This is a genomic window from Pantanalinema rosaneae CENA516 (assembly GCF_050753385.1).
GTDB lineage: Bacteria > Cyanobacteriota > Cyanobacteriia > Leptolyngbyales > Leptolyngbyaceae > Pantanalinema > Pantanalinema rosaneae.
The window spans coordinates 1-17543 of sequence record NZ_JBLZFZ010000079.1 but is presented as its reverse complement, the minus strand read 5'-3'; the positions used below and the strand labels follow the sequence as shown (position 1 = coordinate 17543).

The 17543-nt window shown below is 50.9% G+C and carries 18 protein-coding genes; 9 read left to right on the top strand and 9 right to left on the bottom strand.

Going from position 1 to position 17543, the window contains the following annotated elements; all coding sequences use genetic code 11:
• The first annotated feature begins 8 nt into the window (after positions 1–8).
• Positions 9–515, top strand: coding sequence for a LabA-like NYN domain-containing protein (locus ACN4EK_RS28835; RefSeq protein WP_431661883.1), 507 nt, complete (start codon positions 9–11; stop codon positions 513–515).
• A gap of 127 nt (positions 516–642) precedes the next feature.
• The gene (locus ACN4EK_RS28830; RefSeq protein ID WP_431661882.1) at positions 643–2280 is read left to right on the top strand and encodes a 2-isopropylmalate synthase; all 1638 of its coding nucleotides are present in this window, start codon (positions 643–645) and stop codon (positions 2278–2280) included.
• Positions 2281–2631: 351 nt separating this feature from the next.
• Here the strand turns inward: ACN4EK_RS28830 and ACN4EK_RS28825 are convergent, their stop codons facing one another.
• On the bottom strand, positions 2632–3336 hold the full coding sequence (locus ACN4EK_RS28825; RefSeq protein ID WP_431661881.1) for a cyclase family protein: 705 nt from the start codon (positions 3334–3336) through the stop codon (positions 2632–2634).
• A gap of 35 nt (positions 3337–3371) precedes the next feature.
• Complete coding sequence (locus ACN4EK_RS28820) at positions 3372–3863, bottom strand: DUF427 domain-containing protein (protein WP_431661880.1); 492 nt, start codon at positions 3861–3863, stop codon at positions 3372–3374.
• Positions 3864–3921: 58 nt separating this feature from the next.
• Here ACN4EK_RS28820 and ACN4EK_RS28815 point away from each other — a divergent pair, with 58 nt between their 5' ends.
• The 5 genes from ACN4EK_RS28815 (at position 3922) to ACN4EK_RS28795 (ending at position 9884) form a co-directional block, all read left to right on the top strand.
• Entirely contained in the window at positions 3922–4581 is a 660-nt protein-coding gene (locus tag ACN4EK_RS28815) for a class I SAM-dependent methyltransferase (RefSeq protein ID WP_431661879.1), read from the top strand.
• A gap of 97 nt (positions 4582–4678) precedes the next feature.
• Positions 4679–5569: an RnfABCDGE type electron transport complex subunit D gene (locus ACN4EK_RS28810; protein ID WP_431661878.1), complete on the top strand. Its 891-nt coding sequence runs from the start codon at positions 4679–4681 to the stop codon at positions 5567–5569.
• Positions 5570–5584: 15 nt separating this feature from the next.
• Entirely contained in the window at positions 5585–7060 is a 1476-nt protein-coding gene (locus ACN4EK_RS28805) for a DUF2330 domain-containing protein (RefSeq protein WP_431661877.1), read from the top strand.
• Positions 7061–7167: 107 nt separating this feature from the next.
• Positions 7168–8523 carry a DUF2330 domain-containing protein gene (locus ACN4EK_RS28800; RefSeq protein ID WP_431661876.1) on the top strand — a complete coding sequence of 452 codons (1356 nt, stop codon included), beginning with the start codon at positions 7168–7170 and terminating at the stop codon, positions 8521–8523.
• A 146-nt stretch (positions 8524–8669) separates the two neighbouring features.
• The gene (locus ACN4EK_RS28795; protein ID WP_431661875.1) at positions 8670–9884 is read left to right on the top strand and encodes a site-2 protease family protein; all 1215 of its coding nucleotides are present in this window, start codon (positions 8670–8672) and stop codon (positions 9882–9884) included.
• Here ACN4EK_RS28795 and ACN4EK_RS28790 read toward each other — a convergent pair.
• The 5 genes from ACN4EK_RS28790 to ACN4EK_RS28770 form a co-directional block, all read right to left on the bottom strand.
• On the bottom strand, positions 9873–10613 hold the full coding sequence (locus tag ACN4EK_RS28790) for a lipoate--protein ligase family protein (RefSeq protein WP_431661874.1): 741 nt from the start codon (positions 10611–10613) through the stop codon (positions 9873–9875). The two genes, ACN4EK_RS28795 and ACN4EK_RS28790, sit on opposite strands and share 12 nt — an antisense overlap.
• Positions 10614–10637: 24 nt before the next feature.
• The gene (locus ACN4EK_RS28785; protein ID WP_431661873.1) at positions 10638–11120 is read right to left on the bottom strand and encodes a YbjN domain-containing protein; all 483 of its coding nucleotides are present in this window, start codon (positions 11118–11120) and stop codon (positions 10638–10640) included.
• Between the two features lie 163 nt (positions 11121–11283).
• The gene (locus ACN4EK_RS28780; protein ID WP_431661872.1) at positions 11284–12192 is read right to left on the bottom strand and encodes a ferritin-like domain-containing protein; all 909 of its coding nucleotides are present in this window, start codon (positions 12190–12192) and stop codon (positions 11284–11286) included.
• A 315-nt stretch (positions 12193–12507) separates the two neighbouring features.
• A complete protein-coding gene (gene glnA, locus ACN4EK_RS28775) occupies positions 12508–13926 on the bottom strand; it encodes a type I glutamate--ammonia ligase (protein WP_431661871.1) in 1419 nt (472 codons plus the stop codon).
• A 401-nt stretch (positions 13927–14327) separates the two neighbouring features.
• A complete protein-coding gene (locus ACN4EK_RS28770) occupies positions 14328–14465 on the bottom strand; it encodes a hypothetical protein (RefSeq protein ID WP_431661870.1) in 138 nt (45 codons plus the stop codon).
• Positions 14466–14693: 228 nt separating this feature from the next.
• On the opposite strand from ACN4EK_RS28770, the gene apcB reads away from it, so the two are divergent.
• Both apcB and ACN4EK_RS28760 read left to right on the top strand, forming a co-directional pair.
• Positions 14694–15200: an allophycocyanin subunit beta gene (gene apcB, locus ACN4EK_RS28765; protein WP_431661869.1), complete on the top strand. Its 507-nt coding sequence runs from the start codon at positions 14694–14696 to the stop codon at positions 15198–15200.
• 61 nt (positions 15201–15261) lie between these two features.
• On the top strand, positions 15262–15633 hold the full coding sequence (locus tag ACN4EK_RS28760) for a histidine kinase (RefSeq protein WP_431661868.1): 372 nt from the start codon (positions 15262–15264) through the stop codon (positions 15631–15633).
• Between the two features lie 14 nt (positions 15634–15647).
• Here ACN4EK_RS28760 and ACN4EK_RS28755 read toward each other — a convergent pair whose 3' ends face one another.
• Together ACN4EK_RS28755 and ACN4EK_RS28750 are read right to left on the bottom strand one after the other, a co-directional pair.
• On the bottom strand, positions 15648–16739 hold the full coding sequence (locus ACN4EK_RS28755) for a hemolysin family protein (RefSeq protein WP_431661867.1): 1092 nt from the start codon (positions 16737–16739) through the stop codon (positions 15648–15650).
• Between the two features lie 172 nt (positions 16740–16911).
• The coding region (locus ACN4EK_RS28750) for a L,D-transpeptidase (protein WP_431661866.1) at positions 16912–17543 on the bottom strand (632 nt) is incomplete at its 5' end.

Sequence of the window (17543 nt, the reverse complement as noted above, 5' to 3'; positions counted from 1 at the left end):
AGTATTCCATGAACCGTCTGTCTATTTTTGTAGACGGGAACAATATGTTCTATGCTCAGCAAAAAAACGGTTGGTTTTTTGACCCTAAACGCGTTCTAGAGTATTTCACGAGCGATCCAGAAGTGGTGCTGGTGAATGCGTTTTGGTATACCGGACTCAAAGATCCCCAGGATCAACGGGGGTTTCGGGATGCGTTGATTAGCTTAGGGTATACCGTGAGAACTAAGGTTCTGAAAGAGTATTACGACGATAATTCGGGACGTTATTCCCAAAAAGCGAATTTAGATATTGAAATTGTGGTGGATATGTTTAATACGGTCGAGCAATACGATCGCGTCGTGTTATTCAGTGGCGATGGTGATTTTGAGCGAGCGATCGAACTACTCCGGTCTAAGAATACCCACATTACAGTAGTTTCTACCGAAGGCATGATTGCTAGAGAGTTACGCAATGCCACCGATCGTTATATTGATCTCAACGATATTCGTAAAGATATTGAGAAAACAGATTTTTAAGCTGAATTGGGTCAGCACTTTCTCATAATGGATATGAGTTCACCCAGTTGGTGCTTGTGGGTTCACGCGCTCTGGGCACTAGAATATTAGGTATTGTCAACTTTTCTTATTCCATGACATCAACGGTATGAACAGCCAACCTAGTCAAGACCGAATTATTATTTTCGATACCACGTTGCGTGACGGTGAACAGTCTCCCGGAGCCACTCTAAATGTGGACGAGAAACTGACGATCGCTCGGCAACTGGCACGACTAGGCGTTGATGTGATTGAAGCTGGCTTTCCGTTTTCCAGCCCTGGGGACTTTGAAGCGGTGCAGAAGATTGCTGAAGCGGTAGGGGTAGAAGGTGGTCCCACGATTTGTGGGTTAGCGCGGGCGGCTCGTAAGGATATTGAAGCGGCAGCAGCAGCCCTCAAACCTGCGGCTCATGCTCGGATTCACACCTTTATTGCTACGTCGGATATTCACTTGGAGTACAAGCTGAAGAAAACTCGGCAGGAAGTGTTAGAGATTGCGCCAGAAATGGTGGCTCATGCCCGATCGTTTGTGCAGGATGTGGAGTTTTCGCCGGAAGATGCCGGACGCAGCGATCCAGAATTTCTCTATCAAGTGTTGGAACGGGTGATTGATGCGGGTGCGACCACAATCAACATTCCCGATACGGTGGGTTATACAACGCCATCGGAATTTGGGGCGTTGATCGGTGGAATTAAGCAGAATGTGCCGAATATCGATCGGGCGATCATCTCTGTGCATGGTCATAACGACCTCGGTTTAGCTGTTGCCAACTTCCTGGAAGCGATTAAAAATGGGGCGCGGCAACTGGAATGCACGATTAACGGGATTGGCGAACGGGCGGGGAATGCGGCTCTGGAAGAATTGGTGATGGCATTGCATGTGCGGCGGCAATACTTTAATCCCTTCCTGGGTCGTCCGGTAGAGTCGGAAGCCCCCTTGACCAATATCGATACGCGCCATATTTACAAAACTTCACGGTTAGTCTCAAATCTGACCGGCATGTTGGTGCAACCGAATAAGGCGATCGTCGGGGCGAATGCCTTTGCCCATGAATCGGGGATTCACCAGGATGGAGTGCTGAAAAACAAGCGCACCTACGAAATTATGGATGCCCAATCGATTGGGTTAACCGATAACCAGATTGTCTTGGGCAAACTGTCCGGTCGGAATGCCTTTCGGTCGCGCTTGAAGGAATTGGGCTTTGAGTTGTCAGAGCAAGATCTGAATAAAGCTTTTGTCCGTTTCAAGGAACTGGCAGACAAGAAGAAGGAAATCACCGATCGCGACCTGGAAGCGATCGTCAATGACGAAATCCAACAGGCTCCTGACTTGTTCAAGTTGGAGTTAGTGCAGGTGTCCTGTGGCGATCATGCCTGTCCGACGGCGACCGTGACTCTGCGGACTCCCGACGGCAATGACCTAACCGATGCGGCAACGGGTACAGGACCAGTGGATGCGGTGTACAAGGCGATTAATCGCGTCGTTAATGTCCCCAACCAGTTGATCGAATTCTCGGTGCAATCGGTGACGGCTGGAATTGACGCGATCGGGGAAGTGACCATTCGCTTGCGGTATGATGACCGGATCTTTGCCGGACATTCTGCCAATACAGATATTATCGTCGCCTCGGCTCAAGCTTACATCAATGCCTTGAATCGCCTGTATGCGTTCATCCAACAACGGGAACAAAATCCTGTGAAAATGGTGCAAGCCCAGGCATCGGCGACGGTTCCGGCTGAGCATTAGGGTGGGCTTTGACAGCCTTTGATCCTCCTTAACAAGGCTACCGCGTACACACAAGTCAAGTCGGACTTCATCTGTCTACTCTACGCCCCCTAAATTCCCCAATTTTGGGGGACTTTGAATCTTGGTTCCCCCAGGATTGGCTACGGTGTACACACAAGTCGAGCCGGACTTCGTTTGAGTTCTCTGCGCCCCCTAAATCCCCCAATTCTGGGGGACTTTGAATCCTGAGTTCCCCCCAGAATTGGGGGGCTAGGGGGGCAAAATGCAGGATCTTGAGGTCGTTGAGGAGATTTGTGTACACCGTAGCTTTTTATAGCTCTTTAAAGGGGGATCATTACAAGGCAATCCCCTCTATAGGATAAAAGCCAGTACAGAAACAGGTGAACCAGAACCACCTTGTAAGCGTAGAATCCCGATCGCCAGTGTCGTTCCTACAGGCGGCAATTGATCCAGATTGGTTAAATTTTCCAACACGATTCCGGCTTGGGCTAACACCGCTCGATTAGTGGCAAAAGTGGGATCACTAGCTGGATCAACTCCGTGGGTATCAATGCCGACACCTGCGATCGCTCGGTCTGCCAGCAAAAAGTGAGTTGCCGCAGCACTAAAGCCAGGGAAGTGAGCATTTCCGTCTACATCCCAGTTCATAAACAGGGTGGGATCAGACCATTTCTCCTGCCATCCGGTGTAGAACAGCACCACACTTCCGGCGGGAATTTTGCCATATTGAGTTTCCCAATTGAGGACATCCGCGATCGTCAGGCAGTAATCGGGATTGGTAGCCACTAGCGATCGCCCATCAATCACCACAGCAGGTACAACGAGCGACTCGGCAGTATACCCATCAATGCCCATGCCATCGGCAAAAAAGCTTCTGGGCGCATTTATATGAGTGCCACTGTGTTCACCGATCGCAAACCGCCGCAGATAGTACCCCTCAGACGAAATCTCGGCTACCGCTGCAAACTCTACTGCCGGATCGCCTTGCCACAAGGGAATCCCCGGATGAATGCGATGGCTCAAATCCACCACCCGTCGATAGGCAATCGTCCCCATCTTCCCTATCTCCCCATCTCCCCCATCTCCCTCAACTACCACCCCCACGTCCCCGCACTCCCCTTAAACGGTCCCACAATATCCTTCGTAATCCAGCCGCCGTAAAAGTTACCCGGTTGGGGTTCTACTAACTCGCCATCGACGTAGCAAGCATCCATTGGAGCCGCATAGAAGGCAACATAGTTTTCGATCGAGGCAAAGGCGGGAGTCGGGGTGGGATAGTACCAGGCGACATTTTCCGCCCGTTTGTCACCCACGGCGACGGTGTAATAGGCACCCTGTCCTTTCCATTCGCAATAGGTCGATCGCGGTGAAGCAATGAGATATTCCATCTGAATATCTTCCGGTGGCAGGTAGTAGACCGGCGGATGGCTGGTTTCCAGGACGCGTTTGGCTCGCACAGTATCGGCGATCGTCACGCCATTAAACACAATTTGAATCCGTTTGTTGACATCTTCTAGGCGGGGTGGACGGGGATAATCCCAGACAGACTCTTGACCAGGTTGGGGTGGAATACGGTTTTGCATTGGCTTGCTATGCTCTAACTCAGAGGCATATTGTAGCGAGAGTCAGAGTGGGGTGGGTATGCAACGAGTCTTAGAACCCGAGGTGATGGATACCTGGGAAGAAGCCGTCGAATACGATGCGATGGATTTTGTCGAGGTAAATACGGCGTTTACCGATCGCGCGATCGCTCTGGGATTAGCCGCTGGATTAGTGTTAGATGCGGGGACTGGTACGGCACGAATTCCAATTATGATTGCCCAACGCTGTCCCCAGTGGCAGATCATTGGCATTGATCTATCGAAAAATATGCTGAAGCTTGGGCAGGAGAACGTCAACCAGGCAGGATTGCAGGCACAAATCACCCTGGAATGCGTCGATGCCAAACAGTTACCGTATCCCGATCGCCAGTTTGATGCGGTCATCTCCAACAGCATCATTCATCATTTACCCGACCCATTACCCTTTCTGCAAGAACTGAAGCGGGTACTCAAGCCCAACGGTGGCATTCTATTACGAGATTTATTGCGCCCCCAGGATGAGGTAACGGTTGATCAATTGGTGGCGGCGATTGGACCGGAGTACAACCCCCATCAGCGCCAACTATTCCACGATTCCCTCTGTGCAGCTTTTCGATTGGAAGAAATTCAGGATCTCTTTGATGCTGTCGGGCTGCTAGATGTGCAGGTATATCAATCCTCCGATCGTCACTGGACTGCTGAACGAGCTTGGCAAGCATAGAATTCCTTGTTACCTAAACTGTAACAGTTCTCCCATCGGGGTTTTAAGCAAGGCATACTGGCAGCTAACCGAGTTTTTCTACAGAGGTAGGCTGCCCATGCTGATTAAGGATGCCCGAACCTACCAGATTGCGTTCCTGTCCCTATTTCTCCTCTTAGGCGTAGCCACCCGCGACTGGACTCTACGACCGGGAATGCTGCTCGTGACGATCGCCACCTGCCTGACCACCCAAGCGATCGCCACCCTCCTCAGTCAACACTTATTAAGTAACAAACTCTTTCCTCCTCCCTCTGCCTCACCTACCCCATCTCCCTTATCTCCCTATCTCCTCATCACCTCCTCCCTTCCCAGCGCCCTGATCACCGCCCTCGGACTCAGTTTGCTCCTGCGGGCCGATCACTACAGCACCATGATCCTGGCGGGAGTAGCGGCAATCCTGAGTAAGTTTTTGCTGCGGGTGCATACTAAACATATCTTCAATCCAGCTAACTTCGGCATGATTGTGGCGTTGTTGCTGACGAATGATGCCTGGGTGTCTCCGGGTCAATGGGGCGAAAGTGGTTGGTTTGTCTTGCTGTTTCTAGGATGCGGCGGTTTAGTCCTGCAAAAGGTTGGACGCTGGGATACCACCGTTGCCTTTCTCGGCAGCTATGCCCTGTTAGAAGCCGCCCGGAATCTCTGGTTGGGCTGGACGTGGGATGTTTGGGCGCATCGGTTAATGAGTGGCTCGCTGCTGTTGTTTGCCCTGTTTATGATCACCGACCCCCGCAGTATTCCGAACGCTCGGATGGGGCGACTGGTGTGGGCGATCGCGATCGCGATCCTCACCTTTTGGCTACGCAATCAGCAATTTATCTCAACGGCAGTGCTATGGGCGTTGTTTGTCTTAACTCCGTTGATTGTGATCCTGGACGCAATCTGGCAAGCGCCCCGCTTTACCTGGCAGCCACCCGCTACAACGAACCCGACGTTAATTACTGAGAACTAATTTCTAGAAATCACTATGATCAAACCTCTACGAATTCTAATTGCCGTTTTCCTTGCCTGTTGCGCCTGTTTCCTCATTGCGCCTAAAGCCTGGGCATTCTGTGGATTTTATGTGGCAAAAGCCGATGCCAAGTTATATAACCAGGCTTCTCAGGTAGCGATCGCTCACAATGGCAATAGAACCATTTTGACGATGGCGAATGATTACCAGGGAGAAGTGAAAGACTTCGCGATCGTGGTTCCTGTTCCCGTCGTGCTGAAACAGGAACAGGTACGGATTGCCAATCCTAAAGTGATTGAGCGGTTGGATGCCTTTAGTGCGCCTCGATTAGTGGAATACTTCGATCCCGATCCCTGTCCCCCACCGTATCTAGAGGGCGATATGTTAATGCAACGAGCCCCCATGCCTGCGGCGGCTCCTGCGCCTGCCTCTAAGGTCAGCAATGAGGCGTTAGGGGTAACGATCGAAGAACAATTTACGGTCGGGGAGTATGACATTCTGATCCTGAGTGCGAAGGAATCCGATGGCTTGGAAACCTGGTTGGTACAGAATGGCTACAAAATTCCGAAAGGAGCAAGAGATCTGCTGAAGCCCTACATTCGCCAGAAACTCAAGTTCTTTGTGGCAAAGGTGAACTTGCAGGAGTTTGATAAAACGGGCTTCCAGAACTTACGCCCGATCCAGATTAGCTATGAGTCGCCCCGGTTCATGTTGCCGATCCGCCTGGGGATGGTGAATGCTCAAAAGGCTCAGGATTTGCTGGTCTACGTCCTGTCTGCCAATGGGCAAGCTGAAGTCACCAACTACCGAACTGTGAAAGTACCGACGGATGCTGAAATTCCGGTATTTGTCAAAACTGCCTTTAATAACTTCTATAAAGATATGTTCCAGACTGCCTATACCCAGGAAGGTCGGAATGTGGCATTTCTGGAATATTTCTGGAATATGGCCAACTGCGATCCTTGCTCTACCGATCCTCTTAATCCCGAAGAACTACGGGAAGCGGGAGTGTTTTGGCTCGATTACCCCCAACCCCGTGGGGCAACGCCTGCCAATCCATTTCCTGTCGTGCCACCCCCTACCCCAGTCCCCGATCCGGCTCCGGGTGCGCCATCAGTTAGTCGTCCGGCTCCGGTGCCGATCGCGCCACCCCGCCCCTTTCCTGTGTCATCGAATGTCTACATTACTCGGTTGCATGTTCGCTATACCCGCGACAAGTTCCCTGAGGATCTAACTTTCCAGGAAACTAACAATCAAGCGTCGTTCCAGGGTCGTTACATTTTGCGGCATCCGTTTACGGGCAAAGCCGAGTGTCCGGCTGGGCGGGACTATGTGCGATCGCTACCCCGCCGCTTTGAGCAAGAAGCCCAAACCTTAGCGCGGCTGACGGGCTGGAATGTGCAAGATATTCGCAAAAAATTACCTCGGATTCCCGTAGCAAGTTCCTGGTGGGAGCAGCTTTGGAGCGCGGTGAATCGGTTCTGGTCGTAGGAACGATCGCTAACTCACCCGGGATATCTTGCCCATATCGAATCGGGGCAGATGGCGATCGATCTGTCCCGTTGCTGTGCAATCGCTGTTTTCTATCATTCATCCCTATGAAATCACTGCGGATTCTGATTGTTCTAGTCATCACCTGGATTGCCTGTTTGATTCTGGCTCCCAACGCGTGGGCTTTTTGTGGGTTTTATGTCGCTAAGGCAGATGCCAAGTTATATAACCAGGCTTCGCAAGTGGCAATCGCTCGCAGTGGTAATAAAACAGTGTTAACGATGGCAAATGATTACCAGGGAGAGGTGAAGGATTTCGCGATCGTCGTGCCTGTGCCGGTGGTGCTGCAAAAAGAACAGGTGCAGGTCGGTAATCCCAATGTCATGGCACATTTGGATGCCTTTAGTGCCCCCCGGTTAGTCGAATATTTTGATCCCGATCCGTGTAGTCCTGCCTATGATGCTTTCCCATCCAGGGCAATGCCAGGGATGACAATGGGAGCCGGGAGCCGAGCGCGATCGGAGGAGCGGCGGGATCTGGGAGTGACGATCGAAGCCAAATTTACAGTTGGGGAATATGACATTCTGATTCTGAGTGCGAAGGAATCGGGAGGGTTGGAAACCTGGCTGCATCAAAATGGGTACAAGATTCCCAAAGGCGCGAAGGACTTATTGCGACCGTATATTCGGCAGAATATGAAGTTTTTTGTGGCTAAGGTGAACTTGGATGAGCAAGCTAAATCGGGGTATCAAAATCTGCGACCGTTACAGATGACCTATGAATCGCCGCGCTTTATGTTGCCGATTCGACTAGGGATGGTGAATGCTCAGAACGAGCAGGATTTGATTGTTTATTTGCTGACTCCGAATGGGCAAGCCGAAGTCACTAATTACCGGACGGTGAAAGTGCCCTCGGATGCTGAAATTCCAGTATTTGTCAAAAACGAGTTTAGCGATTTCTACAAATCGATGTTCCAAACGTCCTATGTGCGGGAAGGTAAAAATGTTGCCTTTCTGGAATATTTCTGGAATATGGGCAACTGTGATCCCTGTGCGGCCGACCCCCTGACTCCTGAGGAACTGAAAGCGGCAGGTGTATTTTGGTTAGATCAGTCTGAGCAACCCGGTAGACCTCCTGCTGGACGATCGCCCGGTGGAGTCCGCTTCCGTCCACCCGTGGCAAACGTTTACATTACGCGGCTGCATGTCCGCTATACACGCCGAACATTTCCCGAAGACCTGATGTTTCAGGAAACCAATAATCAGCAACCCTTTCAGGGGCGTTATGTCCTACGCCATCCGTTTACGGGAACTATGACCTGTCCCAGAGCCCGCGAGTATCAGCGATCGTTGCCCCGCCGCTTTGAACAGGAAGCCCAAACCCTGGCGCGGTTGACGGGCTGGAATATTCAAGACATTCGCGACAAGCTGCCTAAAATCAAAGTGTCCTTATTCCGGTGGTAGTCAGTCTTGGGTAGTCAATAATGATCAGGGAACGACCATAATCATTCCTGACGGTTGATGGTCGAGTTCGGAAAACCCTGCTCAAGTCAGACAGATCCCTGACCGAAGCATCCTTTATCCTAGAGAAAGGACTGAGGACATGTATTATGCAGTCAGGTTGGCGGGTTGGATCATTATTTGGAATTCCGCTATTTCTTGATCTTTCCTGGTTTATCTTTCTAGTGCTAATTGCACTGCCGATCGGAGCCGGAAAAGAACAGGAATGGGGGGCGACAACGGCGTATGCTACCGGGTTTCTGATGGCATTTTTGCTGTTGTTGTCAGTGTTATTACATGAACTGGGACATAGCTTAGTCGCCAAATCCCAGGGGATTAAGGTGAATTCCATTACCCTGTTTTTGTTTGGGGGTATTGCCTCGATCGACCAGGAATCAAAAACTCCGGGGCAGGCGTTTCAAGTGGCGATCGCGGGACCGGCGGTGAGCCTGCTGTTGTTTGGTAGTGTCAGTGTGCTGGCATACTTGCTTCCTGCCACGATTACTCCAGCGGCAATGTATCTGGCGACGGAATTGGCGCGGATTAACCTAGCCCTCGCTCTATTTAATCTCCTGCCGGGATTACCCCTGGATGGCGGACAAATTCTGAAAGCGGCGGTCTGGAAAGCCACAGGCAGTCGCTTGAAAGGGGTGCATTGGGCGGCTCAAGCTGGAAAAACACTAGGCTTGCTAGCCATTATTCTGGGGTTAACAGTTTTATTAGGTCGAGGCGGCATCTGGATTGCCTTCTTAGGGTGGTTCGTTTGGCAAAATGCGAGTTCCTACGATCGCATCACCACGATTCAAGAGGCTCTATTGGCACTTAAAGCCAACGATGCCATGACCCGCGAATTCCGAGTGGTGGATGCAGAGATGACCTTACGCCGCTTTGCAGACGACTATTTGTTGGAGGTAAACCGTCCCACGGTCTACTTCGCGGCTTCGGATGGTCGCTATCGCGGCATGGTGATGACCGATGATATGCGGTTTATCGAGCGGAGTGAATGGGACTATCAACCTCTCCACAAAATTATTCAGCCTCTGACGACCATTCCGACGGTTGAGGAAGCGACCCCGTTAGTTGATGTGATTCAGAAAATGGAATCCCAAGAATTACGCTTGCTGTCCGTGTTGTCCCCAGCAGGGGCGGTTTCGGGGGTGATCGATCGCGGGGATGTCGTGCGAGCGTTAGCCACCAAACTGAATATGCTGGTGCCGGATGTGGTGATTAAGCAAATTAAAGATAGTGGTAGCTACCCGCAGGGCTTTAATCTCGGTGCGATCGCCCAAGCCGCCGCTGAAGCTCTGCCAGCCTCACGACGTTAATTGGCTGGCAATGGTCTTGACCGCCAGCCATTCCGGCTCTGATAAGGGTTGCACTTGCAAGTCAGCTTTAAAGCAGGATTGAGCCGCTTGTCTGAGGGCGGCGATCGTCATTGTTAGCAAATCCTCACCTACCAACGCTGCTGGAAGCTGAGGAAATTCTGGTTCAACGGCAAAAACCTGGCGGAATAACTCCGGATCGGGGGACAGGCGAATGGAGCCATGTTGCAGAACAGTGTCACCCCGACGCAGTTGGGCACTCCCAATCAACTTCCTGCCATCTGTCATGACTAAATCGGCGGTGGTCGCCGTACCAAAGCAATTGGGATTATGAATATAGCCGCGTCCTGCCTGACCGTAATATAGGTCTACGCCGAGCGATCGCCAACCTTGAATCAAAAACTCACAAATCTGTTGGTATGCCTGCATCCGGTTGCCCGGTAAACCAGACATGATTACGGCGTAGGTTAAATCCCCTTGATGTAATACCGCTCGTCCTCCGGTGGGTCGCCGGACGAGATCGATCGCCTGCCCCTGCCACACCAAATCCTGCCAAGATTCTGACCATTGCCGTTGATGGTAGCCCAGGGAAATGGCGGCAGGCTCCCAGGTATAGAATCGCAGAATGGGGAGCTGCTGACCTTGAACATGTTGCTCAAATAGCCAGGTATCCAGCGCCATCTGCAATTTTCCCGATGCCACCAGGGGCGGAATATAGCGCCAGACCTGCATACTGAAGATTTTTAACCGCGAACGTTATGCCCCGTACTGACTTTGGAGAGCCTCATCATTATCGTCTGCCAGGGTCGCCACGATCGTAATCGCACGGGAAATTTCACCCGGAGACAGTTCAGCTAAGATTCGACTGAATACGACCACAACCTGATTTTCCATAATGCCAAACCGGGCTTCCAGGGTGTCTGCCCAATTCATTTCTAATAGCTTCCGCATTAAGCCGGGTTCATCTTTGGCAGGCAACTTCAGCACCGTAGACCAAACCGTTAGGGTGTCATCACTGGTCAATCCGGTTAACTGCACAAAGACTTCGACCGTACCATAGCAAAACTTCCAGATGTGTCCGCCCTCGCTCTGCGTCACCATTGCTGTGTCATTGCTATCCAAACTATCGATGACTGTTTCAATCACCTCGATCGGATTGGTAGCGGTGGCAGCTTCCGTTAATCCATTCATCATGTCCGAGGATGAAGCAGTTCCCAGATCAGGTTGCGCGATCGTCATAACAGTTCCGTCTCTGATAGCGTTCTGAGTCTACGTTATCGCTAATTACGACAATGGCAACCGAGAATGGAGATTTTCTTCATGTTCAGAGTTGGGGCAGAGGAAGAAAGCAGAACTGCCCTATCCTCCCCGTCTGCCCTATCCCCTCATCTGATGCCGATGCCTAACTAGCAGACTTCTCCCGTTGTCCCGGCTTTCGATTCAATCCCGACAAAAACATGGGAACAAACTTCTCCATAAATGCCTGCGGATCACGATTCCAGGCGCGTTGAGCCACGTCAATCCGGGTCATTTGTAGGTCAGGAGCCAGCAGGGTTTGGGGCAACCGCTCCATTAAGTATTGCGTCCGCTCCCACAACGGCATGGTGTTGGCAATATCGAGCAGTTTACTCACCCGGCGCAGTTCGGCACCGAGGGTGATGTCCATACCTGATTCAAAGGCGGCTTGCTCGATCGCGGCATAGCGTTGTTTGGCAATTTCCACCTTGCGGCGATGCTCGGGGCTTTTAGCCGCTAGTTGACCCAGCCAACGATTGCCCCAACGGACATGGGCAGCTTCTTCGGGGAAAATTCGTTCGATCGTTTCCCGAATTCGCACATTTTCCTCAGTTTGCGGTGCTTGTTTCAGCGCATAGATGTGACCCGAAAAATACTCACAGCCGCGCTTTTCGGTGACATTAATTGCCGCCAGTGTCGCAATCAGAAAATCATCCAGATCGGTAGCCGGATCATGGGATTCGCCATCCAGTAACCGCTCGAACTCTTCGATATATAACGTCCCTGGAGGTGTGCCTACTTTCGCTCCCAAGTCTACCAACAGATCGGTGAGCCACATGGCATGACGGGCTTCATCGGCAATATGGCGAGACAGATCCCGAATCAGGTCCGCCGGTTCACCATTTAATAACTCGATCAAATCAGTCAAATCTTTGCAACTGCGCTGCTCACTGAAGCGATAGCGATTCAGCGTGATCAGGTGAATCTCCCGATCTCGGATCACCTGACTCATCACCTCACGCGCACCTAGGGCACCTAGAGAATTTTGCAGCTTGCGAGGATAAGCTACTGTCATGACTTTAATATTGCGTTTTGTAAAGAACTATCCTCATCCTAGCGTAGTTTTTCACAGGCGATCGTCCTGGTAACTCTACTGAAAGACTGAGTTTCTAACTATTAATAAAATCAGTGGAAAATTCTATCTAGTCAGGTAAAACTGCTACTGAAATGAGAGAATTTGCTTGCTTTTATACCAGGTTTACTTTATCGTCATCGCCCACATTCATTATGAAAAGCAAATAACGTGATATTAATTTTTTTGGATAAATGCAAAAAAACAACCACCTGGTTTAGCTATCAGGTGGTTGTTTTAATTAACTCACTAACGAGATTACACGTCGTAGTAAAGCGCGAATTCGTAGGGGTGAGGACGGATGCTCATGGGGATGACTTCGCGATCGAGTTTGTAGCTGATCCAGCTTTCGATAAAGTCTTCCGTGAACACACCACCGGCGGTGAGGAATTCGTGATCCTTCTCCAGATTCTTCAGGGCATCCATCAGTGAACCAGGGGTAGATGGCACTTTCGCCAGTTCTTCCGGTGTGAGTTCGTAGATGTCCACATCCAGCGGCTCACCGGGATCAATTTCGTTCTTGATGCCATCGATCCCGGCACAGAGCATAGCGGCAAACGCCAGGTAGGGGTTACAGGAGGGGTCAGGGCAACGGAATTCTAACCGCTTCGCCTTGGGATTGCTGCCCGTGAGCGGAATCCGTACCGATGCCGATCGGTTGCCTTGCGAGTACGCCAGGTTCACGGGCGCTTCAAATCCTGGCACCAAGCGCTTGTAGGAGTTAGTCGAGGGGTTGGTAAACGCCAGCAAGGAAGGGGCGTGCTTCAGCAGACCACCGATGTAGTGCAGCGCCATCTTGCTCAGGTTGGCATACTCATTGCCAAAGAAGGTGGGCTGTCCTTCTTTCCAAATCGACTGGTGGCAGTGCATCCCCGTCCCATTATCACCAAAGATTGGCTTCGGCATGAAGGTGACGGTCTTGCCATACTTATAAGCGACGTTCTTGATGCAATATTTGTAAGTCATCAAGTAATCGGCGGCGGTGATCAGTTCCGCAAACCGAAAACCGAGTTCGCACTGACCGCCCGTTGCCACTTCATGGTGATGCTTCTCGATCGGCACACCGCACTTCGCCATCGTCAGCAGCATTTCCGTCCGCATATCCTGGAAGGTGTCGGTGGGGGCGACCGGGAAGTAGCCTTCTTTGTTGCGCGGCTTATTGCCCAGATTCCCACCTTCTTCTGTCCGACCCGAGTTCCAGACCCCTTCCTTACTGTCTACATAGTAGTAACCGGAGTTTTGGGTTTGGTCATACCGGACATCATCAAAGATGAAAAATTCTGCTTCTGGTCCAAAAAAGGCAGTATCCCCTAGACCCGTCGCTCTGAGGTAATCAACCGCTTTTTGGGCGATCGAGCGGGGGTCGCGGCTGTAGGGTTGCCCAGTCCGGGGCTCCTGAATGCTGCAAATCAGGCTGAGAGTTGGCTCTGCCATGAAGGGATCGATCCAGGCTGTGTTGGGATCGGGCACCATCGCCATGTCCGACTCGTTGATCGATTTCCAACCGCGAATGCTGGAACCATCAAAGGGCACACCATCCGTAAAGCTGCTTTCATCAATCTGGTCGTGAAACAGCGTCAGGTGCTGCCAGATGCCGGGGGTGTCGATGAATTTCAGATCAATCATCTGAATGTTGTCGCGCTTAATCCATTCCAGGATTTCCTGCGGGGTTGTCATGAATGACTCCTTACCTTGATGTACTCTGTCTAAGTGTCAGAAATAGAAGATAAACAGTTGAAACAATCTGGAAACCAGTGCCTCAATTGTTGTGGGTGCAAAAGAGTTCAGTTGCAGAGTGGGGAACTCAGGACTCAACTGCACAGATTTCGCTGACGTTGACGCTGACCTAAATATTCATCAACCCAATTGCCCACCTTGCAGCCAGGACAGATCCACTCCAGTAAATTGCCCTGCCACGGTTAACCTGTTACCGCCGATCGTGGGGAAGTTTGCTATCCTCAGACCGTTGCTTCCAGGTCAAAAGTGCTACTGCATCTGAATCATCCTAAAGACAGGTGTTCGGATAAATTGTATTTTTTGATACAAAATCTTTCTAGCGGTTCAGACTTAAACTTTGATTAAGCATGACGACTGGGTTTCAGGATTTTAGGAATCTTGTCGAGGCGAATCGTCATCCTATGAAAAATCTCCTGGTGAACTGGCGCGAAGGACGCACGATTGGGCGATCGCATCATGGTAAACTGACGATCAATCACAGCAGAAGGGTTTAACTTCTGGGGATTTGGTTTGAAGCAAAGGGACAGAGTTAGCCTGGTGTGGGTCAGCGTCGCGTGTTCGTTCAGTGTCCCTAGCAGGATTTATCTGTAGTGCTGTCCAAACTCCTGTGTGAGTGTGGAATATCCGCTGTCAAGCAGGTCAACGCTAACCAGATCCATTTCTTTACATAAAAACAAGATTATCGAGGAGATTGGGAGAAGACTTCAATGCGGGATGCAGTAACGACCCTGATTAGAAACTACGACATCACCGGACGCTATCTCGATCGGGATGCGATGGACCGGCTCAAGTCCTATTTCAATTCTGGAATGGCACGCGTACAAGCGGCTGCCATTATCAATTCTAATGCGGCGGAGATTGTGAAGCAGGCAGGGCTGCAATTATTTGAGGAACAGCCAGAACTGATCCGTCCCGGTGGCTATGCCTATACCACCCGTCGCTATGCGGCTTGCTTAAGAGACATGGACTACTATCTCCGCTATGCCAGCTATGCGCTGGTGGCTGGAGATACCGATGTCTTAGACGAGCGAGTGCTAGAAGGCTTGCGGGAAACCTATAATTCCCTGGGGGTACCGATCGGTCCTACGGTCTATGGCATCCAAATCATGAAGGAGATTGTCAAAGAGAAGGTGGCAGCCGCTGGCATTGACCCATCCTACGTTGACCAACCGTTTGATTACATGTCTCGTGAGTTCAGCGAGAAAAATATTTAGTCCAATCACCTGAAATACTTTAGTCTAGGGGTGCAAACGAATGCACCCCTTCATATTGAATATGGCTCATTCTTGTCACATTCTTGTCGAGGGCAATCCAGCGATCATTTATGCCAGTCGGCGTGGCACACCCGAGAAGATGCTGCCGATCCTCAAACCGTTTTTAGAAAAGTTTTGGGAAGAACGGGAAACCTCTGGCGAATACAATGATACGCCCGACTGCTTAGTGGCTCAGATCGTGGTTCGCTTAGGGTTTGAGTTTTGTGAGGATGATTTTTCTAACCTGCGGGTTGGCTCTAAGTTTAATGGTGATGTTGGATATCTCTATCAAGTGGCTGCCGATCGCAGCCTGAGTGTTTGGATGGCAACGGAAGCTTACCATCAGCAGCCGCAGCTAGGCTTACAGGGGTGCCAGCGCTGGACTGGCGCGTAAACGTTGGTTATTTTTTACCTTCGTCCTGAGCGTTCCCGACCTACACTGGTCAGTCCTCGGGCAATGCGACTGGGATAGTCACTCTCATCATAAATTTCACCAACGAGTTCTTCCAAAATGTCCTCAAGGGTCACTAAACCGACAGTGCCGCCATATTCATCGACCACGATCGCAATATGCAGCCGTCGTTGCAGCATTTCTTTAAGCAGGTCGGCAACTCGTTTGGTATCGGGGACATAGACTGGGGCATCCATCACTTCGGTGACTAATCCGTTGCTGCGTCCTTCTTTGCGTAAATAGCTCAATTGCTGCAATACTCGCTTCAGATGCACAATCCCAACAATCTCATCCTTGGACTCTTCCTGCACCGGGATACGAGAATATCCTGTTTCCAGACAGAGATCGACGAGATCTTGCAGAGTGGCTTCGTGGGAGATAGTACGCATATCAATGCGGGGCTTGACTACATCTCTGGCATTGAGTTGATCTAACATCAACGCTTTGTTGAGTAGCTTGTGTTTGTCCAGGTCGAGCTGCCCTTTACCTCCCAAAATTTCGATCATCAGTTGTAAATCTTTGACGGATTCACTTTCCTGAACCACGCCTCCCTGAAAGGTTTGGATCGCAGATTGGGTAATTTTTTCAAACAGCCAGATAATTCCTAAAACCGACAGCAGCCGAGATAACCAGTAGATGGGGCGCACGACCAACCGGAAGATTGGCATGACGTTATTGATGGCGAGCGATTTTGGCACGATCTCCCCAAAGGTGAGGGTGAGAAACGTAATCGCAAAGGTGGCAATCCCGATCGCCTGGTTGCCCAGCCAGAGGCTAAATAGATTACTGGTGAGAATGGCAGAAAAGTTATTGACTAGCGTATTACCGACCAGCAGGGTGGTAATAAATCGTCGTCGCTGGTGGAGTACCAGGGTAAACAGGCGATCGGGATCTCCCTGTTCCTTGATTAAGGCTTGGAGTTTGAGGTTATCTAATGCTGTAATTGTTGTTTCCGAGCCCGAGAAAAAGGCGGATAGCAGCAACATCAACAGCAGAACGATCACGTCAACTCGAATGTCTCCCAAAATGGGACCAAAATCCGCAGACACAAGTAAATAAGACGGCAGGGGTGGAATCACAAGATTGCCCAGGACAGATTCGACACAGCCTGGCGAGGGAGTTCTTCGTTGATAATAACGCTCCTACCCCATGAATTCATCACGATTCCTTAACCATCTCTCAGATTTTCTTTGCTCAGCGCCTAACTCGCGCCGATCTCCCTCAATCAATCACCGTCACTTCAACCCCCAGGCTAACTCGATGAAATAAATCTTCAATATCTTTGTTGTACATGCGAATGCAGCCGTGGGAAGCGGCAGTGCCGACCGATCGCGGATTCGGAGTGCCATGAAACCCAATCCAGTTTTTGCCATCTGTCCAGAAGCCAATCCAGTGGCGACCTAAGGGGTTATCCGGATCGCCCCCTGGAATCGTCACCCCTTTTTGCAGAGGACTGACCCAGATCGGATTTTTGAACATTTGCTCAACTCGAAACTTACCTTTGGGGGTTTCCCAGCCAGGACGACCAACGGCGATCGGGTAGCGTTTCACCACCCCTTCCCCTTCGTACAGCGTCACCTGACGTTTACTGAGTTGGATTTCTAACCGTAATGGTTTAGCGACCTCGGGTGGCGATGGTTCTGTGCCAAAGTCAACGATATTGCCCGGTTGCTCCTGCAAGCCAGGGGGTTTGGGCAGCAGGATATTGCTACCCGGTGGAATTTCGGTAGGAGTAGCGGTATCCGTGGCAGCCGGGGTGGCTGTGGGAGCACTGGTTGCCGGGGACTCTTCGGGTTTGGGGGACGTGCTAGCCGGGGTTGAAGCGGGGCTGGGCCTGTCTCTTATACACATCT